This window comes from Paraburkholderia sp. SEWSISQ10-3 4, from assembly GCF_030464785.1.
Classification (GTDB): Bacteria; Pseudomonadota; Gammaproteobacteria; order Burkholderiales; family Burkholderiaceae; genus Paraburkholderia; species Paraburkholderia aspalathi.
Genome location: NZ_JALPRI010000020.1, coordinates 1 through 21,946 on the forward strand (window position 1 = coordinate 1; position 21,946 = coordinate 21,946).

The 21,946-nt window shown below is 62.4% G+C and carries 19 protein-coding genes and 1 pseudogene; 10 read left to right on the forward strand and 10 right to left on the reverse strand.

What is annotated here, in order from left to right; genetic code table 11:
- Window positions 1-106: 106 nt before the first annotated feature.
- A complete protein-coding gene (locus tag M0D68_RS28060) occupies window positions 107-298 on the reverse strand; it encodes a hypothetical protein (RefSeq protein WP_211701708.1) in 192 nt (63 codons plus the stop codon).
- Window positions 299-610: 312 nt separating this feature from the next.
- Here M0D68_RS28060 and M0D68_RS28065 point away from each other — a divergent pair, with 312 nt between their 5' ends.
- Window positions 611-838, forward strand: coding sequence for a hypothetical protein (locus tag M0D68_RS28065; protein ID WP_093632487.1), 228 nt, complete (start codon window positions 611-613; stop codon window positions 836-838).
- 20 nt (window positions 839-858) lie between these two features.
- On the opposite strand, the gene hfq is transcribed toward M0D68_RS28065, so the two are convergent.
- Window positions 859-1,368: an RNA chaperone Hfq gene (hfq, locus tag M0D68_RS28070; protein ID WP_093632488.1), complete on the reverse strand. Its 510-nt coding sequence runs from the start codon at window positions 1,366-1,368 to the stop codon at window positions 859-861.
- A 351-nt stretch (window positions 1,369-1,719) separates the two neighbouring features.
- Here hfq and M0D68_RS28075 point away from each other — a divergent pair, with 351 nt between their 5' ends.
- The 6 genes from M0D68_RS28075 (at window position 1,720) to M0D68_RS28100 (ending at window position 6,071) form a co-directional block, all read left to right on the forward strand.
- Window positions 1,720-1,857, forward strand: a complete 138-nt coding sequence (locus M0D68_RS28075; RefSeq protein ID WP_200621312.1) for a hypothetical protein — start codon at window positions 1,720-1,722, stop codon at window positions 1,855-1,857.
- 15 nt (window positions 1,858-1,872) lie between these two features.
- Complete coding sequence (locus M0D68_RS28080) at window positions 1,873-2,415, forward strand: RNA polymerase sigma factor (protein WP_054034633.1); 543 nt, start codon at window positions 1,873-1,875, stop codon at window positions 2,413-2,415.
- A complete protein-coding gene (locus tag M0D68_RS28085) occupies window positions 2,415-3,269 on the forward strand; it encodes an anti-sigma factor (RefSeq protein ID WP_093632490.1) in 855 nt (284 codons plus the stop codon). The genes M0D68_RS28080 and M0D68_RS28085 overlap by 1 nt, the downstream gene beginning before the upstream one ends.
- Before the next feature lie 249 nt (window positions 3,270-3,518).
- The gene (locus tag M0D68_RS28090; RefSeq protein WP_093632491.1) at window positions 3,519-4,013 is read left to right on the forward strand and encodes a hypothetical protein; all 495 of its coding nucleotides are present in this window, start codon (window positions 3,519-3,521) and stop codon (window positions 4,011-4,013) included.
- 39 nt (window positions 4,014-4,052) lie between these two features.
- The gene (locus M0D68_RS28095) at window positions 4,053-5,630 is read left to right on the forward strand and encodes an FAD-binding oxidoreductase (protein WP_200621311.1); all 1,578 of its coding nucleotides are present in this window, start codon (window positions 4,053-4,055) and stop codon (window positions 5,628-5,630) included.
- Between the two features lie 33 nt (window positions 5,631-5,663).
- Window positions 5,664-6,071, forward strand: a complete 408-nt coding sequence (locus M0D68_RS28100; protein ID WP_266225988.1) for a hypothetical protein — start codon at window positions 5,664-5,666, stop codon at window positions 6,069-6,071.
- Window positions 6,072-6,075: 4 nt separating this feature from the next.
- Here the strand turns inward: M0D68_RS28100 and M0D68_RS28105 are convergent, their stop codons facing one another.
- From M0D68_RS28105 to M0D68_RS28140, 8 genes are all read right to left on the reverse strand, one after another.
- Complete coding sequence (locus M0D68_RS28105) at window positions 6,076-7,023, reverse strand: DUF1571 domain-containing protein (RefSeq protein WP_234486992.1); 948 nt, start codon at window positions 7,021-7,023, stop codon at window positions 6,076-6,078.
- Window positions 7,024-7,169: 146 nt separating this feature from the next.
- Window positions 7,170-8,975, reverse strand: a complete 1,806-nt coding sequence (locus M0D68_RS28110; RefSeq protein WP_093632494.1) for an AMP-binding protein — start codon at window positions 8,973-8,975, stop codon at window positions 7,170-7,172.
- Window positions 8,976-9,113: 138 nt separating this feature from the next.
- Window positions 9,114-10,415, reverse strand: coding sequence for an acetyl-CoA C-acetyltransferase (locus M0D68_RS28115; RefSeq protein WP_266225990.1), 1,302 nt, complete (start codon window positions 10,413-10,415; stop codon window positions 9,114-9,116).
- A 101-nt stretch (window positions 10,416-10,516) separates the two neighbouring features.
- A complete protein-coding gene (locus M0D68_RS28120) occupies window positions 10,517-11,437 on the reverse strand; it encodes a MaoC/PaaZ C-terminal domain-containing protein (RefSeq protein ID WP_266225992.1) in 921 nt (306 codons plus the stop codon).
- A 2-nt stretch (window positions 11,438-11,439) separates the two neighbouring features.
- Window positions 11,440-12,852 carry a 3-oxoacyl-ACP reductase gene (locus tag M0D68_RS28125; protein ID WP_266225994.1) on the reverse strand — a complete coding sequence of 471 codons (1,413 nt, stop codon included), beginning with the start codon at window positions 12,850-12,852 and terminating at the stop codon, window positions 11,440-11,442.
- A 124-nt stretch (window positions 12,853-12,976) separates the two neighbouring features.
- Window positions 12,977-15,475: an acyl-CoA dehydrogenase gene (locus M0D68_RS28130; RefSeq protein WP_266225997.1), complete on the reverse strand. Its 2,499-nt coding sequence runs from the start codon at window positions 15,473-15,475 to the stop codon at window positions 12,977-12,979.
- Window positions 15,476-15,749: 274 nt separating this feature from the next.
- Window positions 15,750-16,616, reverse strand: coding sequence for a TetR/AcrR family transcriptional regulator (locus tag M0D68_RS28135; protein WP_266225999.1), 867 nt, complete (start codon window positions 16,614-16,616; stop codon window positions 15,750-15,752).
- Between the two features lie 438 nt (window positions 16,617-17,054).
- A complete protein-coding gene (locus tag M0D68_RS28140; protein WP_093632500.1) occupies window positions 17,055-18,275 on the reverse strand; it encodes an MFS transporter in 1,221 nt (406 codons plus the stop codon).
- A gap of 396 nt (window positions 18,276-18,671) precedes the next feature.
- Here M0D68_RS28140 and M0D68_RS28145 point away from each other — a divergent pair.
- The 3 genes and pseudogenes from M0D68_RS28145 to M0D68_RS28155 form a co-directional block, all read left to right on the forward strand.
- Window positions 18,672-18,956 (forward strand): annotated as a pseudogene (locus M0D68_RS28145) (MAPEG family protein); the annotation flags it as partial.
- Window positions 18,957-19,090: 134 nt separating this feature from the next.
- A complete protein-coding gene (locus M0D68_RS28150; RefSeq protein WP_200652853.1) occupies window positions 19,091-20,422 on the forward strand; it encodes a chloride channel protein in 1,332 nt (443 codons plus the stop codon).
- A 467-nt stretch (window positions 20,423-20,889) separates the two neighbouring features.
- Window positions 20,890-21,933, forward strand: a complete 1,044-nt coding sequence (locus M0D68_RS28155) for an NAD(P)-dependent alcohol dehydrogenase (RefSeq protein WP_093632502.1) — start codon at window positions 20,890-20,892, stop codon at window positions 21,931-21,933.
- The last annotated feature ends 13 nt before the right edge of the window (window positions 21,934-21,946 follow it).

Sequence of the window (21,946 nt, forward strand, 5' to 3'; positions counted from 1 at the left end):
CGCCCCGCACAGGGGCAACGCTAATAGACCACTAACAAAACAAGGAAAGGCCAAAACCCCAGGCGCCCCACCAAAACACGCGCCCCGCGAAGGAAAAACCCAAAACCTAATGCCGTTTCTTCCCCGCCGAAGGCACTTCATCCACAGCCGGGTGCCGCGGCTCACTCATATCAACTGCAATCGGATCACTAGCAGGAAAGCTTTCTTCGAGAGCCTCATCGAGCCGACTATCGGCGGACTCAGCGGGCGGCCGCACCGCTTCCTTCGGATGAGTTGCATGCTGCTTCGACTTGGTCATGACGTACTCCACGAGAAGAGACTCAACAACCCAGCATAGCGCAAAGCAACCCCGGCCGAGCATCAGCCGAACAACCTCTCACCGTAAGCATTTCCTTCAAACCCCAAAAAAAAACAGAAACCAGAAACCACCAGGCAAAAAACAAAACTTAAAACCAACCCGCATCAAGTCGTTCTCCGAATGTCGCCTGACAACAAAAGCACCCGCCGGCCAAACAGCCCGGCAAAAAAACCACGGCATACCGTGAACGGGCAACGTTCAAGCTCGGGAGGGGAGCAAACAGAAGCAGCGAACAACTAGGCAGCGAACGACATGGACCGAAAAAAACCGGCGCGCGCGCAGCGCTTCAACGCGTCACACGTGGTGGAAGCCGAACTGGAACATCTGGATTGGGCAACACGGCAACCGGCGCTACGCATGCTGGACGCCGTGTACTGGCGCCGCCGCGTGCTGGCGGTCAAATGCGGATTCGAGCTGACGGAATTGCAGGTGATGCGGCTAGAGAAAATCTTGCAGCGGCTCGGCTATCCGTCGGAGTAGCCGGCCGCCAAAACGGCGCTTTATTCGTTGCCGCCGCTGGTGCCACCGCCGGTGCCACCATTACCACCATGATTGCCGCCACCATGGTTGCCACCGTCGCCGCCGCCCGTGCCGAACAGACGCCGGCGGCGTGTTACGACCACCGGACCGTCGGACGTGCTGCTGCTACGGTCGGACGCAGGGCGATCCGAAGACGGCGCGCCATATGATTCGCGCGGTTCCCGCGGCTCACGGTGATCGCGCGGTTCACGCGAACCGTGCGGGCCACGCGTGGTGTGCTCGCCGTGCGAAGGCCGCCCACCGGCGCGCGGCGCCGGACGTGTGCCGGTGTCGAGCTGGATCGTCGAGATCGCGCGCTTGTAGATGCCTTGCAGGCCGACAGGCGTGCGCAGCATCACCAGATACTGATCGAACGACTCGATGCACCCCGTCAGGCGAATGCCGTTGACAAGATAGATCTCGACGCGCTTTCGTTCTTTGCGCGCAGCGTTCATGAAGTCGTTTTGCGGATGCGATTCTGCGGAAGCCATGGACAATTCAGGTTAGAAAGACGGTTGTTCGCCGCGATTCTACCCTGTGTGGGGGCAGAACGCGTCGGCGGGCGAACTGCGTCCACTATAACGGCTTGCGCGGACATAAGCATCTGATAACTATTAGCTGTAACGTTGAGTTACGAATCTGCCGACGAATAGCGCCTTCATCGGCCCCGTTCGGCGCGCCCGAACGGGGCGGCGGAAAAAGATGGCTCGTGCCGGTGCCACACATGGAATAAAACACAGCCTGCCCACGTTATGTCAGACATGGCAGCGTTGCATTTCGCACGTGGCCGATCGGATCCCCGGTTCGCAGGCGCCGGCCGGGCGCTCATCAGGAGACTGACCATGAAAGTATCCCGCATTCTTTCCGCCACCTTCGTGCTGCTGGCGCTCGCGCTCGGCTCGCTCGCAACGAGCGGCTGCACCACTGACGGCAGCGCTTCGGGCGCCAGCGGTAACAGTAGTAGTGGCGGTGGCTACTGAGCATTGCCACGCCGGGTGAGTTTCGAAGCGGAAGTGATTTCGTGGCTCCCGCAGTTGCGCCGCTACGCGCGCGCACTGACGGGAGACCGCGCCTGGGCCGACGACCTCGTGCAGGATACGGCGGAGCGCGCGCTCGCGCGCTGGTCGGCGTTCCGTCCGAACAGCAACCTGCGTGCGTGGCTCCTGACGATTCTGCGGCATCTTTACATCGATCAGTTGCGCGGCCGCCGCGAAATTGCCGTTGACGACGAAAGCGCGCCGTGGCGCAATCTCGAAGCGCCGCATGGCGAGGTCGACGGTCTGGTGTTGCGTGATCTGCAGCGGGCGCTGTATTGCCTGCCGGTCGAGCAGCGAGAAGTGCTGCTGCTCGTTTGCGTGGAGGAACTGTCTTATCAGGAAACGTCGAAAGCGCTCGGCGTGCCGATCGGCACGGTGATGTCGCGGCTGTCGCGCGCGCGGGAACACATGCGCGTGCTGATGACGGAGGGGCCGCTTGAAGGGGGCGCTGTGGGGTTGGCGCGAAAAGTCCCGCCGCTGAAAGTAGTGAGAAATCCGTGATGAATAACGACCACGATTCCAGCTTGCCTGAGGAGCCCGATCTGCGGGCGCTGTCGGCGTTTGTCGACGGAGAATTGCCGGCCGGGGAGCGCGCCGCGATCGAGGCGCAACTGGCGCAGCAGCCGCAGGCTGCCGCCAGAGTCGCGGCGTGGCGCGCGCAAAAAGCGGCGCTGCAGGCGCTGTGTGGTGCGCCGCAGCGCAGCGAACGCAGCGAGAGCGTCGGACCAAGCGTCGGACAGAGCGACGCGGACGACGAGCCGGCCTTCATCGTGGTGCGGCGGCCGACGCCGTGGTGGCAGCGCGTCGGTCTCGCGGCGTGCTGGCTCGCAGCCGGCGCGGGAATTGCGCTCGCCTTGGGGCCGCTCGCCCCGCGTCTGACGGGCGGCGCGTGGAACGGTCTGGGCGGCCAGCCGCCGAGCTTTGCCGAACGCGCCGATATCGCCTACGCGGTGTACACGCCCGAGCGGCGTCATCCCGTAGAAGTCGCCGCGAACGAGGAAGAGCATCTGATCAACTGGCTGTCCAAACGCCTGAACCGGCCGCTCTCGGTGCCGTCGTTGCAGGAGTACGGTTATTCGCTGGTGGGTGGGCGTCTGTTGCCCGGCGAAGCAGGACCGGCCGCGCAGTTCATGTACGAAAATACCAGCGGCGCGCGCCTCACGTTGTACATCACCGGAATTGCTCGCGACGAAACCGCGTTCCGCCTGTTCCGCGACGGTAACCGCCGGACCTTCTACTGGGTCAGCGACCGCATGGGCTACGCGTTATCCGGGCCGATTTCGGAAGACAAGTTGCGCTCGATTGCCATCGAAGTATGCAGCGCGCTAGGCGGCAAGCCGGAGGCCTGGCAGTAGCACTGAGCGCACGGCGAGCACCCCCATTGGATTCCCCTGCAACACGCGGTAACAGAAACGCCGTGCGTTCGCGCGCGCCGCCGGAATAGCGTCGCGCGGCGCAACGTTTACTCGATGCAGGATCATGCTGTTCCTCCTTGCAAGCACGCTGGTACGGCAGGGTCTCGTGCGAGGCAAACCGACGGGGTCTTTACGGTGTCGACACGCTTTTTGCGAGTCGCAACGCCGGCGCGTCGAGGCAGCGAAATCATGCTTACTTCTCATCAGTTCGGCACGCGGCTGCGTTTCGGCGTAGCGTGTCTGTGCCTGTGCGCCGTTTACGCGGCGCCGGTCGAAGCGCAATCGGATGCGAATGCGAATGCGCCGTCGACTGACACGTCGACCTGCCGTTTTGTGGTGGGCCAGGCGGAAATCGACGGCGTCATGCAGCAGGTCAGCGGCCGCGCGTGCCAGCAGCCTGACGGCAGCTGGCAGATCGTCGAAGACGATGCCGCCGCACAGGCTATGGCGCCGGCGCCGGTGTATTACAACGATCCGTGGTACTGGGGGCCGCCGGTGTTGTTTGGCGGCGTGTCGGTCATTTTCGTCGACCGTTTTCATCATTTTCATCACATGGATCACGTGCATTATGTGCACGGATCGTACGGAATGGGTGGGCGTGGCTGGCACGGCGGCGGGTCGGCACACATGTGGGGCGGCATGTCGCATGGCATGTCGCACGGCGGTGGCGGGATGCACCGCTAGCTTGCCGCCGCACACACGTATCGCCGCAAAGGAGATGCCTTGACGCGTAGCTTGCCGCCGAAAGTTTCCGCCGCCGGGTTCGATCGCGCGCTCGCCGGCTGGCGCGCGATCGTCGGCGAGTCGTACGTGGTGACCTCGGCCGCCGGGCTCTCCTCCTACCTCGATCCGTTCGCGCCCGGCGAGCGCGAAGCGTTTTCCGCGTCGGCCGCGCTGTTGCCCGCATCGGTCGACGAGATTCGCGCAGTGTTGCGGATTGCCAATCAATTTCGCATTCCGTTGTGGACAGTCTCGACCGGACGCAACTTCGCATACGGTGGCGCCGCACCGCGACTGGCGGGTTCAGTCGTGCTCGATCTGCAGCGGATGAATCGCATCATCGAAGTGAACGAGACGCTCGCCTACGCGTTGGTCGAACCGGGCGTCAGCTACTTCGATCTCTATGCGCATCTGCGCGAAAAGGGCTACAAGCTCTGGGTCGATCCGCCCGCTGCGGGTTGGGGCAGCGTGGTCGGCAATACGCTCGAGCGCGGCTTCGGCTATACCGCGTACGGCGATCACGCGGCGACGCAGTGCGGCATGGAAGTGGTGCTCGCCAACGGCGACGTGTTGCGAACCGGGATGGGCGGAATCGAAATCGGCACCGCTTGGCAACTGTATCAACCGGGCTTTGGGCCTTCCTTCGATGCGATGTTCATGCAATCGAACTACGGCATCGTCACCAAGCTCGGTGTCTGGCTAATGCCCGCGCCGCCCGCGTATCTGCTCGGCGAAATCCAGTTCCGGCATGAAGAGGATCTCGAAACGATCGTCGATATTCTGCGGCCATTGCGGCTCGATGAAACGATCCGCAACAACGCGGTGATCGAAGGCGGTTTGCGCAGGGCCGCGGGACTGTCGGCCCGTCAGCAGTGGTACGAAGGCAAAGGCGCGATGCCCGAAAGCGCAGTGGCCGCCATGCTCGACAAGCTGAACGTGGGCCGCTGGAATCTTCATTTCGCGCTATACGGCACGCCTGAAGTGATCGACGCGCGTTATGCGATCGTGCAGCGCGCGTTCGCTCGCGTGCCACAGGCGAAACTGTCAGCGGTCCGTTATAAGGGCGATGCGCAACCCACCGCGGGCGGCGATCGCAACCTGGCTGGTATCCCCGCGATGAGCGCGTTTCGCATGCTCGACTGGCGCGGCGGCGCGGGCGCGCATGTGGACTTCGCGCCGGTGTGCCCAGCGACCGGCCGCGACGCGCTGCGTCAATATACGATGGTCAAGACGCGCGCGGCGGAATATGGCTTCGATTACTACGGCGGTTTTACGGCGGGCGTGCGTCATCTGCATCACATCTTCGCGGCGATCTTCGACCGCGACGACGCGAATCAGGTCGAGCAGGCGGGTGCTTTATTGCGATCGCTGATGAGCGATGCACGCGCGGCGGGTTACGGCGAATATCGCGCGCATCTCGCGTATATGGATTTCGCGGCGGCGCAGTACAGTTTCAACGACGGCGCGTTGCTGCGGCTCTCGGAAACGATCAAGGACGCACTCGACCCGAACGGCATTCTCGCGCCGGGCAAGCAGGGGATCTGGCCGGCGGCATGGCGCGACCGGCGGGGTTATACCTGAGGCGAGTGAGTCAGTGAGTGAGGTGAACAGGAAATGGACCGACGCGCTTTCATGATGACCGGTGCATGGCTCTCGACCGCGGCAGGGGGCGTGTGGCCGTGGCTCGCTGACGCAGCCGCTCGCCACGATACGTTTGCCGTGATCGATTCCACGCTCGCCGGCGGCCCCGCATTCGCCGCCTACGTGGCACACATGAAGCTGCCCGTCTTCGAAGCCGGTGACGACATCGGCGCGCTCTGGTACACGACACTTGCACTGCGATTCGGGCAGACGTCCGGGCAATCGCCAGCGTCGCTGATCGGCCTCACACGCGTATCCGATTACTTCGTGCTCAGGGAGCTTGCCACCCGCGTAGGCCAACTGGTCGAGCACAGCCACGAGCAGGGCGCGGGGCCCGTCGCACATGTCGCTTTTGCGCTGACGCCACGCCTTAGCCGCTAGAACCCTAGAACTTATAAGCCTTGTTCTTCGGATCGAAGGTGGAGTCGTCGAACGTTTTCGGCGTGATGCTTTCGAAGACGATCTTCTCGAAGATCTTGCCGTCGTTGTCATAAGACTCGACGGTGCGGAAATACGGATGCCGCAGATCCAGCCCGAGCGTTTCTTTCTTCGCATAGAACTGCGGCTGGCCGTTCGGCGTTTCGAAGGTGAAGGCGACCACGCGCACGCCGTCGATCATTTTCACTTCCACCTGAGTCGAGCGCGGCAAGCCGGCCTCGACGTATTTCTTGCCTTCGGAGAGATACTGGCCAGCAATGTACTCGGTGCCGAGATCGCGCACCTGGTGGTTCGATTGCGCACGGGCGAGCGCACCGGTCAGCGAGGTCCACAGCGGCATCACGTTCATGATGCCGCCGAGGTGACCATACATTTCGTCGGTGCGTTTGGACTCGTCGTAGATGATTTCCTGGCCGGCGTGCGCGCCGTCGGGCAGCCACTTTGCGTAGATTCGCAGCGGATCGTGGGCGATACGCACCAGCATGTGATCGGGCTTGTCGGGCCACTGGCCGTGAATGCGTTCCGAGCGCGACATGGTGAACTCATATGACGGAAAACCGTTTGGCCCTTCCTTGATGTAGCGCGGTAACGCAAGCGGATCGAGCGACTGGAACAGGGCGACCAGTTGCGCGTCGTCGAGTTTTTCCATGGCGCCGCTCTGTTGCGCAGCGCGCAGCCACTTGACTTGCTGATCGAGCGTGAGCTTGCCGACCTGCGAGGACGGCGTGGTGGGCGCCTTGACGGCGTTAGCGGTGTCGAGAGCGGGCGGCGTGTCGTCGTTCTGCGCGAACGCCGCTGGCGTTGCCAGAGCGGCGACGCTGGCCACCAGCGCGCCGATCAGAAGTCCGCGTGACGAACCCGCACGCCATGAAGCGGCGAGAGACGCGCCCAACATGGCGGTCTCCGACGAAAAACGGGCGAGGCGCATGAAGGCCGGCGAGCGGTTCAAGCGACTCGCGCGGCGTGAGCGTGCGGACATGCTGTGCTTCATGAATCTCTCCGAAAGGATGGCGCAAGGCATGGTGCCAGGCGCCTTGCCTGTCAGGCAGGTTTTTGCTTCGCGAGTTCCTCGTCGCGCAGCGCGCGGCGCAGAATCTTGCCGACATTGGTTTGCGGCAGCTCGTCCCGGAATTCGACGAGCTTCGGCACCTTATACCCTGTCAGGTTCTTGCGGCAGTGGGCGATCACCTGGTCCGCGGTCAGCGACGGATTGCGCTTGACGATGAATACCTTCACGCGCTCGCCTTGCGCCTCATCGGGCACGCCGATTGCGGCGACTTCTCGCACGTCCGGAAGCATCGCGATCACGTCTTCGATTTCGTTCGGATAGACGTTGAAGCCCGACACCAGGATCATGTCTTTCTTCCGGTCGATCAGGCGGATGAAGCCGCGCGAATCCATCACGCCGATGTCGCCGGTAGCGAGCCAGCCGTCATCGTCGATCGCCTTGGCGGTTTCTTCCGGACGGTTCCAGTAGCCTTTCATTACCTGCGGACCCTTCACGCACAGTTCGCCGGCTTCACCGATGTTTGCCCACGACCCGTCGTCTTTCCTGAAACGTACTTGCGTGGACGGCGCGGGCAAACCGATCGAGCCTTCGAAGTCGCGAAGATTGGTCAGGTCTACCGGATTCATCGACACGATCGGCGAGCACTCGGTCAGCCCATAGCCTTCGATGATCGGTTTGCCGGTGACTGCCTTGAAGCGATCGGCGACCGACTTCTGCGTGGCCATGCCGCCGGCCATCGCGAGTTTCAGGTTCGAGAAGTCGCGCTTGCAGAATTCTTCGTTGTCGAGGAACGCGTTGTAGAGCGTGTTCACCGCGGTGATGCCGGTAAATTTCTCGTGACGGATGATCATCATCACGCGCTTCATGTCGCGCGGATTGGCGATCAGGATGTTGCGTCCGCCGAGGCCCATGAAGATCAGCGCGTTCACCGTCAGCGAATAGATGTGATAGAGAGGCAGTGGCGTGAGCACCGTTTCGATGTCGCCGCTCAACTGCCCCTCGGACCAGACCTTCGCCTGCAGCAGGTTGGCGATGATGTTCCTGTGCGTGAGCATCGCGCCTTTGGCCACACCCGTGGTGCCGCCGGTGTATTGCAGGAAGGCGATGTCGTTGTGCGTGGGACGCACGGGCGTCAGCGGCCGCGTGTAACCGATCGAGAGCGCGTCGAGCAGCGGCACCGCTTTCGGCAGCTTGTATTCCGGCACCATCTTCTTCACATGGCGCAGCATGAAATTGAGCAGACGTCCCTTCAGATTCAGGCCGTCGGCGAGCAGATCGCCGAGACCCGTCACGATAACGTTCTGTATTTTGGTGCCGGGCAGCGCGTCTTCGACGGTCTTCGCGAAGTTCTCGAACACGATGATGGTTTGCGCGCCGCTGTCCTTCAACTGATGCGCGAGTTCACGCACCGTGTAGAGCGGATTTACGTTGACCACCACGCCGCCCGCCTTGAGCACGCCGAACAGCGAGACCGGATACTGGAACGTATTCGGCAGCATGATCGCAACGCGCTCGCCGGGTTTCACGCCGATGCTTTGCAGGTACGCTGCAAATGCGGCCGCCTTGCGGCCAAGTTCGCCATACGTCATGTTCGCGCCGACGCTCACATACGCAACGCGCTCGCGAAACTTCGCGATGCATTCGTCGAAGAACTGCACGACCGATTCGTACTGGTTGACGTCGATCTCATGCGGGACGTCTGCAGGATAGGACGCGTACCAGATGCCGTCGGTGTTGGGCGCGCGATTCGCTGCCTGACTGGGCGCCGGGTCCGCTGCATTCGCGAGCGGTGTGGATCCGGCGGCGGGCGAGAGCGGGACTTGCGTGGGCTGGGTCATCGGTCGTCTCCTGAAGCAATCGCTTCATCGGTTTGTATGCTGGTCTTGCAGCCAGTCATTGAAGTCATCAAGGCGGCAATCAAAGCGGTCATTGCTGCAGCCTTCGAAATAAGGTATTCGTTGAAACACGCGCGACGCTCAGCGTTCCAGAATCGCCACCACGCCCTGGCCGCCCGCCGCGCAGATCGAAATCAGTCCGCGCGCGGTGCCGGCCGGCTTGTCGAGTTGCGCGAGCATCTTTGCGAGTCCGGCGACGATGCGGCCGCCCGTGGCGGCAAACGGATGGCCGGTGGCGAGCGAGCTGCCATTCACATTCAATTTTGTCCGATCGATCGCGCCGAGCGGCCCGGGCAGACCGAGTTGCGTGCGGCAATACTCGTCATCCTGCCACGCCGCGAGCGTGCACAACACTTGCGCCGCGAAGGCTTCGTGAATTTCGTATAGATCGAAGTCCTGCAAGGTGAGCCTGGCGCGCGCCAGCATGCGCGGCACGGCGTAGGCGGGCGCCATCAGCAGGCCTTCCTTCTTGTCGAAAAAGTCGACGGCGGCGGTTTCGGACCAGCTCAAATACGCCATCACCGGCAGGCCATGTTTGGCTGCCCAGTCTTCGCTTGCGAGCAGCACGGCGGAAGCGCCGTCTGTTAGCGGTGTCGAATTGCCGGCGGTCAGCGTGCCCGCGTCGCGATCGAATACCGGCTTCAGACCGGAGAGTTTCTCGAGCGTCAGGTCGGAACGCAGATTGTTGTCGCGCGCAAGGCCGCGATACGGTGTCATCAGATCGTTGACGAAGCCGCGCGCGTACGCATCGGTGAGCTTGCGATGACTCTCGTAAGCGAGCACGTCCTGCGCTTCGCGCGAGATGTTCCAGCGCTTGGCCATCAGCTCGCAATGCTCGCCCATCGAAAGCCCTGTGCGCGGCTCGCCGTTGCGCGGCAAAAGCGGTTTGAAGAACATGCCCGGCCGCAGTTTGGCGAGCGCACCGACACGCTGGCCGGTGCTCTTGCCGCGATTCGCTTCGAGCAGGATCTTGCGCATGCGCTCGTTGACGCCGATCGGCGCATCGGAGGTCGTATCGACGCCACCCGCGATGCCCACTTCGATCTGCCCGAGCGCGATCTTGTTAGCGACGAGAATCGCCGCTTCCAGCCCGGTGCCGCAGGCTTGCTGCACGTCGTAGGCGGGCGTTTCCTTGGCGAGCGTGGTGGACAGCACGGATTCACGCGTCAGGTTGAAGTCGCGCGAATGCTTGATGACGGCGCCTGCCGCCACTTCGCCAAGACGTTCGCCGTGCAGGTTGTAGCGGTCGATCAGGCCTTGCAGCGTGAAGGTCAGCATGTCCTGGTTCGACGCGGTCGCGTAAGCGGTGTTCGAGCGGGCAAACGGAATCCGGTTGCCGCCGATAATGGCGACGCGGCGCACGGCGGGCAGCGGGTTTGACATGCTTGGCTCCTTTGGGTCGTTCCCTGGTTATTGAACGGTGCGAATGAGACGAATGGCGAGTCCCGTACTGTGACGAAAACCTGCGTGTACCTGTGCGTGCGTCATAGCAACTTCCACTGCATGCGGCCGCGCAAATGCGGTTTTTCTCCGGCAATGTCGCGTACTTCGATGTCGCGCTCGATCAGCGAGGGCGATGCGCTCCACAACGACGCCTCGCCCGGCAGCAGCATCGGCAATTTGAATTCGGCACTCAACGTAGCCTCGGCGAGCGGTTTCGGCGGTTGCAGCGCGGCGGCGGCGCGCGCCAACGTCCACATGCCGTGTGCAATTGCACGCGGGAAGCCGAATGCCTTCGCGGATAGCGCGCTGAGGTGAATCGGGTTGTAATCGCCGGACACACGTGCATAGTCGCGGCCCAGTTGCGGCGGCAGTTGCCAGCGCGAGATGCGTTCCAACGCATCGGGTCCGAGCTCCAGCGGATCGAGCGGACTGCCGCTCGCGGGCACGCCGCGTTTCAGATAGACGCTGTCGCCGTCCCATACCGCTTCGCCGCGGCGGTACATGCGGGTATGCAGCACGAACGCCTGACCCTTGTCATGACGCAGCAGCGCGCCGAATTCCACCTCGACGCGCAACATGTCCTTATAAGTGAGCGGACGGCGCAGCCGCACATGGTTTGCCAGATGCACGAGGCCGAGCGCCGGCCAGGGAAACGCCGGGTCGGTCAGCATCAGCAGATGCAGCGGGAAGGCCAGCAGATGCGGATACGTGAGCGGCACACCGTGCTCGGGGATGAAGCCGCAGACCCGCGAATAACGCCAGATCGGTCCGGGGTCGAGGGCGACCGCGGGACGTACGAGGCGCAACGCTGGCAGTTGCGTGTCGCGGCCGCGTTTGACGATGCCGGACAACGCACGGCCATACAGCTTCGCCGGCGCGGGCAATTGCTCGATGACGATGGTCTTCGGACGGGCCGCGCCCGCTGCGTGACCACCCCGGAACGGATCACCCGGCTCACCCATGCTCATGCTCCAATCAGGCTTTGTCCGCACACGCGCACGATCTGGCCGCTTACGCCCGCCGATCCCGGATGCGCGAGCCAGGCGATGGTCTGCGCGACATCCACCGGCTGGCCGCCCTGGCTCATCGAGTTCATCCGGCGGCCGGCTTCGCGGATGGTCAACGGAATCTTCGCGGTCATCTGCGTTTCGATAAAGCCGGGCGCCACCGCGTTGATCGTGATGCCGCGTGCGCGCAGATGCGGCGCCATGCTTTGCACGCGGCCGATCACGCCGGCTTTCGACGCGGCGTAATTGGTCTGGCCGAGATTGCCGGCAATGCCGCTAATTGACGACACGCCGATGATGCGGCCACCGTCGCGCAGAATGCCTGCCGCGAGCAGGGCGTCATCGATTCGCTCCTGCGCGGACAGGTTGATGTCGATTACGCTTTGCCAGGCGGCGTCGGTCATCTTCGCGATGGTTTTGTCTTTCGTGATGCCCGCGTTGTGCACGACGATATCCACCCCCTGTTCGTCGAGCGCCGCCGCTATCTGCGCGGGCGCTTCGGGCGCGGCGATGTCGAAGGCGAGGGCGGTGCCGTTCAACTGGCGCATGGTCGAGTCGAGTGCCTCGCGTGCCGACGGAATGTCGATGCCGATCACATGCGCGCCTTCCGCGGCGAGCACGCTCGCAATCGATGCACCGATGCCGCGCGCCGCACCGGTCACGACAGCACGCCGGCCCGCGAGCGGCTGATTCCAGTCGAATGCCGGCAAGGCATCGGCGCCGGCGCGAACGCCGATGCGCACCACCTGGCCCGACACATACGCGGAACGCGGTGATAGAAAGAATCGCAACGTCGCTTCGATACCGTTCTCGGCGCCTTGCTCCACGTAGACCAGATTTGCGGTAATGCCGCGCCGCGCCTCCTTACCTAGCGAACGCGTGAGGCCTTCGAGCGCGCGTTGCGCGGTCCATTGGCGTGGGCTCGCGCAGGTTTCCGGCGGCCGTCCCAGCACGATGATGCGGCCGCACTTGCCAAGCGAGCGCAACGTGTCGTGGAAAAATCCGTGCAGCGGTTCGAGCTGGCTGCTGTCTTCGATGCCGCTCGCATCGAACAGCAGGGCGGTGAGCTTGCCGTGCGAACCGGACTCCGCCGCCTCGAAACGGCCCGTCATCAGACCATGGCGATTCGCGAGCGGCACCCATAGCCCCGCGCTCTCATGCGCCACGCTGGTCATGCCGACGCTCGCCACGAGATTCGCGAGTGCGTCGAGCAGATGCGGTTCGCGGCCCGCGCCGATCGCGATCAGTCCGTCGAACTCGGGACGGTCGGCACGATAGCGGCGCAGCACCTCGGGCTTCGGTAAACCTAAGGAGCGCGCGAGGCGCGCGCCGAATGGCGAATTGACGAAGTTCAGGTAAGAGTCGTTCATATTATTGGTTGCTCCGCTGGCCACGCTCCGAAGGAAGTCCCATCGCGGACTTCAAACGTGTGTCAGTGTGCACCCAGTTTGGGGCATCTGGGGGTGCCCCGCCTGGATGTTTTTTTCAAGGTGCTCAGGCCGCGAGCTCCAGCGCTTTTTCGAGCGCGTCCTTGCGCTTTTGCAAATTGGCGAGCATGTCGAAGTCGGCCGGGAAGTCGTCGACCTTCACGACTTGTGCGCCATACCGTGCATAGTCCTCGAGCACGCGGCGATCGTCGGCGTCGATCAGGCCTTTCTGTTGCGCCGTCTCGGTCCACGCGGCCAGTTGCGGCAGGCTCTGCGGCATCGGTTCGAGGAGGCCTTGTTTGACCGCGTCGCGCAGTTTCTGGTCGATCTCCGTGAAGCGCGGGTTCAGCTCGAATACGAGCTCGCCGTAGCCGAGCGCGTCGACATCCGGATGCGGCACGTACGAGTCGGACACGAGGCGGTCGCGTGCCGCGCCCGGCGTTTGCATCAGTTCCGCGATCTCGGTGCCGAGGCGATCGGACGGCTCGCGATGCGGCAGTCCGAACGGAAATGCCAGCACGCGCACGAGACCCGCGGCGAGGCGGTTCGGGTAGTTCGCGAGTACGCCGTCGAGCGCATGCTGTGCCTTGTACAGCGAATCTTCGACGCCCCAGCGCACCAGCGGCAGGTCTTCTTCCTGACGGCCTTCGTCTTCGAAACGCTTGAGCGTTGCGGAGATCAGGTAGAGCTGCGAAAGCACATCGCCAAGGCGCCCAGAGATGCGTTCGCGCCGTTTCAGGTCGCCGCCGAGCACGAACATGGAGACGTCGGCGAGCAACGCGAACGCGGTGGAGATGCGAGTGGCCGCGCGGTAGTACGACAGCAGCGGGGCGTACGCCGTGCGCGGTTTGGTGATGAAGGCGCCGCCCGTGACGCCATAAACGAAACTGCGCACCACATTAGAGAGCGTGAAACTCACGTGGCCGAAGAAGGCCGCATCGAAATCGCGCAGCGCCTTGCTGCGATCCGTTTCACGCGTGGCTTCCATTTCCTTCAGCACATACGGATGACAGCGAATCGCTCCCTGGCCGAAGATGATCAGGCAACGGGTGAGAATGTTCGCGCCTTCTACGGTGATCGCAATCGGCACCTGCTGATACGCGCGCGCGAGGAAGTTCGACGGTCCCATGCAGATGCCCTTGCCGGCGGCGACGTCCATGCCGTCGTTGATGACCATGCGGGCGCGTTCGGTGATGTGATACTTCGCGATCGCCGAAATCACTGAGGGTTTTTCGCCGAGGTCCACCGCATGCGCCGACAGGCGGCGCGCGGCGTCCATCACGTAGAGATTGCCGCCCATGCGGCCGAGCGCTTCCTGCACGCCCTCGAACTTGCCGACGGGCGTGCGGAACTGGCGGCGAATCGCGGCATAGGCGCCGGTGCCGCGCACGGCGATCTTCGCCATGCCCACATTCGACGACGGCAGCGATATCGCACGGCCTGCTGCGAGACACTCCATCAGCATGCGCCAGCCGTTGCCGACTTGCGCGCGGCCGCCGATCACCCAGTCGAGCGGAATGAAGACGTCTTTGCCCGAGTTCGGACCGTTCTGGAACACCGCGTTCAGCGGCCAGTGACGGCGGCCGATGTTGACGCCCGGATGGTCGGTCGGAATCAGCGCACAGGTAATGCCGGGCTCTTCTTCCGAGCCGAGCAGATGATCCGGATCGAGCGCGCGGAACGCGAGGCCTAGCACGGTCGCGATCGGTCCGAGCGTGATGTAGCGCTTGTCCCACGTGACGCGAAAGCCCAGCGTTTCGCGACCTTCAAACGTACCCTTGCAGACGATGCCGACATCGGGAATTGCCGCGGCATCGGAACCGGCGTAAGGGCTCGTCAACGCGAAGCACGGGATATCGTCGCCACGAGCGAGGCGGGGCAGATAGTGGTTCTTCTGCTCTTCGGTGCCGTAGTGCATCAGCAACTCGGCCGGGCCGAGCGAGTTCGGCACCATCACCGAAACGGCGGCGGCCGAGCAGCGCGTGGAGAGCTTCATGATGACCTGCGAATGCGCGTAAGCGGAGAACTGCTTGCCGCCGTACTGCTTCGGAATGATCATGCCCAGGAAGCCGCGCTCCTTGATGTACTGCCAGGTTTCCGGCGACAGGTCCTGCCACACCATGCTGGTTTCCCAGTCGTTCGCGAGATCGCAGAGTTGCTCGCATTCGACATCGAGAAACGCTTGTTCTTCGGCGGAGAGCGTGGCCGGGCCGTAGCCGAGCAGCGTGTCCCAATGCGGGCGTCCGGAGAAGAGTTGGGCGTCCCACCAGACGGTGCCGGCTTCGATGGCGTCACGCTCGGTCGGCGACATCTCCGGCAGGATCTTGCGGAAAATGTCGAGCACGGGTTTCGTGAGCCACGTACGGCGCAGCGGTTTGATCGTAAGGACGAGGGCGGGGAGGACGAAAACGATCGCGAGCAAGGTTGTCGCCACCGGCCCCGCTGCTCCGCTGACATGCGCGGCAGCCACCCAGACGATCATGAAGGCAAGCCACCATGAGGCGCGCGCCTGAACGTAGACGAGCGCGAGAGCGGCAATGACTAACACTAGGATGAACCACGGCATGACGTTTCCTCCTGTTTCGATGGTGCGTGCGGACGCATCCACGGGTCGCGGACGGCTCGCGTTCTATTGATCTTCTACTGGCGATGTTGCTGCTACGTCGCGTGCTCAGGACGCTTTTGCGTTGCGCCCCTGCTGCGTTTTTCGTGTCGTTTTTTCAATTCGACAGCGTGACGTTGTTTAGGTGCGGGACTTAGACGTGCTGCTCGGATATGCGGTATCCATTCATGTTTTTGCACGCGGACGGCCCATCGCGGCGCCGCCCGCGTCGTTCGGTTCAAGCCGTGCCGTGCAACGCGGGCTGGAACGAACTCGCCTCCACGCTGCCACCGCGATGCTCACCGTCCGAGACTGCTGGTGCCGACGATTCAAACCCGCACGACGCCTGCTGCGTACCTGCAGCAGGATTTGCGCCTTCCGTCAGACCTTCGGCGCCGCCTTCTGTGGCGTCGCCCAGCACGGCGGCGAACGTGGCCAGTTGCGAGCCGTCGGGCAAGGGCGCTTTCAACGCAGCGACCATGAGCGAAGCAAGACGTGCGATCAGTTGCAGGTCGTTCATCGACTTGCCCTGCGAGAACTCCGAGATCAGGCTGTCGGTATCGGTGCCGGCCAGCACCCCGGACAGCGCGCCGATTGCGAAGTGCAGACGCCAGCCGAGTTCTTCACGCGGCAGATGCGGCAGCGCACGCTGGAACGCATCGAAAAAGCGTATCGCCACGGATTCGTAGTGCGCATTCAGAAAGTCGCGAATGAACGACGATGGATCCGTGTAGGCGCGCCCCAGCAAACGCAGAAACGCCTTGCCGCCGACGCGTGGATCGCGCGACAGCCGCAGCGCCGGAATGAACATGGCGCCAAGCACGTGCTCGCAGGTCAGACGCGTGCCGAGCATCTGGTCGAAGCGGTCGAGCAGCTTGAGCCGCTCCTGGTTGAGCCGGTCGAGCCGGCGCGACAGCATCGAGTGAATCAGCGATTCCTTGCTGCCGAAGTGGTAGTTGACTGCCGCGAGATTCACTTCGGCCCGCGAAGTAATCTGGCGCAGGGACATGGCCTCATAGCCGCATTCGATGAAAAGTGTTTCGGCGGCGTCGAGGATGCGGGACTTCGTGTCGCCGGCATGCCGGCCTGTTGTGCGAACTGCCATTTTGCGTCTCCCAGTTGCCGGGCATCCGGCCCGCAAACAAGCGATTCAAATGACTATTTGAAACAGCCGTTTTTTTTCAGGATAAAGAAGGATCGGGACTGCGATCAAGGGCTCGGTGTGGACTAACTCCTCTAGAAGACCTGACGAAGGTCCGTTTTTCCAATGTGCGCGGGCCCGTCAAACCGCGCGGAAATAAAAAAGGCCGTTCCGATCGAAATCGGAACGGCCTCGTATTGCTTGCTACCTGTGTTTGGCCTTGCGTTTGTTTTCTGGCGCCGGGTTCGCGTGATCCTGCTTTGCGTTTACCCGGCGCCTGCAGTGCTGCCTATGCTGCTTTATGACGGTTCGAGCCGTCTTTGTCGCTATTGTGCCCGATAACGCGCCGGCGAAATAGCTGTTTAGTTCGAACGCTTAAAGCTGTGCCGCGAGGCGGCTTCCCTAGGTGCTCGCCGCGACCTCTTTAGCCGATTGTGTCATGTCGATGCCGCGGCGTTCGCGGCTGAACGGAATCAGCGCGGCGATCACCACCGCCACGATACCGATCACAATGGCCATGATCAGCGCGTAGTTGTTGCCGTGCGCTTCGGCGGCGCTCGCCTGCAGCGGGCCGTTCACCGATGCGATCAGATTGCCGAGCTGGTACACGAGACCCGGGAACGTCGCGCGAATTTCATCGGGCGAGATTTCGTTCAGGTGCACCGGAATCACGCCCCATGCGCCTTGTACGGAGATCTGCATCAGGAACGCGCCGGCTGCGAGCAGCACAGGCGTGGTGGAGAAGGCCCACAGCGGCAACACCGGCAACGCGATCAGGGCGGCGATGAAGATTGCGCGCTTGCGGCCGATCTTCTCCGAGAACCAGCCAAAGAACAGGCCGCCGCAAATCGCGCCGATGTTCAGCGTGATCGTGATCCACGACACTGTGTGCGCGTCGAATCCATGCTGCACGCGCAGGAAGGTCGGATACAGATCCTGTGAACCGTGCGAGAAGAAGTTGAACGCGGTCATCAGCACGATCGCGTAGAGCGACAGGCCGATGTTCTGCTTCAACGTGGCGACGAGACCCGGGCGCACTTTCTTCTCGAGCGTCTTGAAGGCCGGCGACTCCGGCACGTGTGCTCGCACGTACAGCACGAGCAACGCCGGCAGCACGCCGACGAAGAACATGCCGCGCCAGCCGATGTATTGATAGAAGACGCCGAACACGACGGAAGCGAGCAGGTAGCCGCTCGGATAGCCGGCCTGCAGCAGACCCGAGACGATGCCGCGCGACTTGGGCGGCACGGTTTCCATCGTCAGTGCGCCACCCACGCCCCATTCGCCGCCCATCGCGATACCGAACAAGGCGCGCAGCACGAGCAGGGTGGTCAGGTTAGGCGAGAAGCCGGACAGCAATTCCAGCAGGGAGAAGCACGCGATGTTGACCATCAGCGTCGGACGGCGACCGTACTTGTCAGCGAGCCAGCCGAAAATCAATGCGCCGACTGGACGCATTATCAGGGTCAGCATAATGCCGAAGGCAACCGTCGGGATTTTTGTATTGAATTCCGCCGCGATATCTTTCAATACGAACACCATTAGAAAGAAATCGAATGCGTCGAGAGTCCAGCCCAGATAGGCGGCGATCGTGACGTTTCTCTGTTCCCGTGTCCAGCTCATTGATTGTTCTCCTGAGTCTCCAATAACCCGTGTTTGACGACGGGCGGCTCTGCAGCCCCGTGCGACCCGTAGCGCGGGCTTCGAGCGAGTGTACGCCGAGCGTTAAACGCTTGCATGGTAGATGCCGCGTTTATCCGTATTAATCCCTGGAGCGAATTCCGGTGCGAATCTCAACGCATGGCGAATGTTGGCTTAATGTAATTATTGTATTAATCACGTTTGATGAATTGTTTGTTATTTGTAATGTATTTTTGGCGCTTTTCTTCGCGTTTACGAGCCGGGTAAACCGGTCAATCTGACTGCCTCGTTTCGAGCGTCTGTAGAGGCGGCGCTCGCGGGATTCAGGTTGGCGACAGTGGATTCTGGCGGGTATAACAGCGGCTCGCGGCATTCGTGCCGCGCACCTATCTCGCGTGCCTCCAAGGCTGGCGCGCGCGTGCTCACGCTGCGCATCAGAACGCGTGGGAAGCATTGGCGATGTTCACCGCAGCGATCGTCGTCGCAGGGCAGGCAGGCGGGTCGGGTTCGAGCCCGTGGATCAACTGGCTGGCGATTACGTTTGTCGTCGCGCGCGTGCTGCACGGGGTTTTGTATGTGGCGAATCTGGCGCCGCTTCGCTCGCTGGTGTGGTTCGTCGGCGTCGCTTGCGTGCTGTCGATGTTTTTCGCGTCGATGAACTGAGGGCACACGAGGACGTGGGTGCGTTCGACCTATGCGCATGACGCATCAGTCGAGTAGAAAAAGCAATTTGATTCATGTTGCGACGCGGAATAAGATGATCGCTATCCCATTAATTCCGCCTCTGTCGACGCATCATGTCAGCCAAATCAATCACTTCGGAGTCACGGCGCCGCGCGCGCAATCCACTTGCTGCACTGGCCGTCGTCACGTTGCTGACGGGGATCGGGGCCGGTTTCGGCGGCATGTTGCTCGCCTTGCTGCTGCACGGTATTCAGCACCTCGCATACGGCTACAGCGTGACGCACGCAATCAGCAGCGAGAGTTTCCTGGAAGGTGTCACCGATGCATCGCCTGAGCGGCGTGTACTCGTCCTGATGATGTGCGGACTTGTAGCCGGGTTCGGCTGGTGGTTGCTGTATCGCTTCGGGCGGCCGCTCGTGAGCATTCGCCAGGCCGTCAAATCCGACGATCCACGTATGCCTGTGTTGAGCACCACCGTGCATGCGTTGCTGCAGATCGTGACGGTGGCGCTCGGCTCGCCGCTCGGACGCGAAGTCGCGCCGCGCGAGATCGGTTCGGCGCTGGCCGGCTGGCTTTCGCACCGCGCGGGCTTATCGGTCGAGCAGAGCCGGATCATGGTTGCGTGCGGTGCGGGCGCGGGTCTGGCCGCTGTGTACAACGTGCCGCTCGGCGGCGCGGTGTTCGTGCTCGAGGTGCTGTTGGGCACGTTTGGCTGGAAAGCTGTGGTGCCTGCTGCGGTGACATCGGCCGTCGCGGCGCTGGTCGCGCAATTCGGTCTGGGCAACGAGCATCAGTATCTCGTGCCGTCGTTGACGGTGAGTACCTCGCTCGTCGTCTGGTCTGTTGTGTGCGGTCCGATTTTCGGTGCTGCGGCGTGGGGCTTTACGGAGCTCACGAAACGCGCGCGTGCAGAGGCGCCGAAGGATTGGCGTTTGCCCGTGTTGTCGTTGTTGAACTTCGCCATCATCGGCGTGCTGGCGATGCACTTTCCGCAGTTGCTCGGCAATGGCAAAGGGCCTGCGGGACTGGCGTTCGATGGCAACCTGACGATGGCGCTCGCGGCGATGTTGCTGGTGCTGAAGGTGGTGATCACCGCGAGTAGTTTGCGTGCGGGTGCCGAAGGCGGTTTGTTGACGCCCGGGCTTGCGAATGGCGCGTTGCTGGCGATCGTGCTCGGTGGTGTCTGGAGTCTGTTCTGGCCGAGCGCTTCTTCTGGCGCGTTTGCCGTTGTCGGCGCGACGGCGTTTCTGGCTGCTTCGATGCAGATGCCGATTACGGCGGTGGTGCTCGTTTTTGAATTTACCCGTGTGAGCCAAGACTTTCTGATTCCGGTTCTGTTTGCCGTCGGTGGCGCTGCGTTGAGTTTTCAGGCATGCGTGAAGTGGGCGCCGGCGCTGCAGTTCGGTTCTGGTTTCAATTGGGGTAGTGCGGGCAAAGCGCGGTAGGATTTTTTGCCTTTGCCGGACAGCATCAGCACTCCGAAAGTCGAACGCCGACGTCAAGTCGCTGCAGACCGAGCGCCGCTACTCACTGATGTTCGGACACTGAGTTGGATTTCGACGAATTCATGACGAGCGGCTGGTGGCTGAACATACTCGCCGCGCTATGCCTCGAAAAATCGCACACTTCAGCAAAAGCGATATGTCCCATTTTGAAACAGACCCGGCAGTCTGTCTCTAACCATATGTCCGATTTTGCGACAGCACGGGCCGGCCACGACTGGCGTTGAGTTCCGTGCGTATCAATCGCGCCTTGTCCATCGTGTAGGCCGCGCCCACGCCTGGTGAATTCAGGATCATTGGCATAGGGCTTGCTCAGAAAGCTACAAAAAAGTCGCAAGCGTCCGAGGCGAGTCTTGCAGTGGCCGGCCATCTGCTCGAACTCGAAACACAACGATTGGAGGAGGCGAAGCGTGAAAGCCGCAGTGCTGCATCAGTACGACGAGTCATTGTCCCGCGACGAATTCGTGCGCTACGAAGAATTCGCGGATCCGAAAATCGAACGCCCCACCGACGTGATCGTCCGTATCGGAGGCGCCGGTGTCTGCCGCACCGATCTTCATGTTGTTGAAGGCATATGGCGCAGCAAGGTCGACGTGGCTTTGCCCTACATCATGGGCCACGAGAATGCCGGCTGGGTCGAAGCGGTCGGACGCGGCGTCGAAAGCGTGAAGGTGGGTGATCCTGTGATCTGCCATCCGCTGGTGACAAGCGGCCATTGTCTTGCATGCCGCCGTGGCGACGATATGCACGCGACCGACAGCCGGTTTCCCGGCATCAACGCGAATGGCGGCTATGCCCAGTACCTGCTGACCGGCGAACGCTCGCTGATTCAGCTACCGAAGTCGCTCGCTCCCAAAGATGTCGCACCTTATACCGACGCCGGACTCACGGCGTATCGCGCTGCAAAGAAGGCGTCGCGCCACCTGCTTCCCGGCCAGTTTGCGGTCGTGATCGGCGCGGGCGGCCTGGGTCACATCGGCATTCAGGTATTGAACGCCCTATGCGCGGCGGAAATCATCGTGGTCGATCGGTCCGAGACCGCGCTGCAGCTTGCGAAGGAATGCGGCGCGCACCATACCGTCAAGGGCGATGGAAACGAAGTCGAGAGCGTGCTTGAGTTGACTGGCGGCAACGGCGCGGAGGCAGTCATCGATTTTGTCGGCGAAGGCGATGCGATTGCCAAGGGACTCGCCATGACGCGCAACGCCGGGTTCTATTACATCGTCGGCTATGGCGGGAAGATCGAGTTGCCGACCATCGACATGATCACCAGCGAGAAAACGATTGTCGGCAATCTGGTCGGCACCTATCCCGAGCTGGTCGAATTGATGGCGCTCGCCGACCGTGGACTGGTTCATCTGGCGACCCGGGAATACCGCTTGAGCGACGCGAACCAGGCGCTCAAAGACTTGCACCACGGCAAGATCAAGGGCCGTGCGGTGCTGATTCCGTAGCGGATCGGCTTCG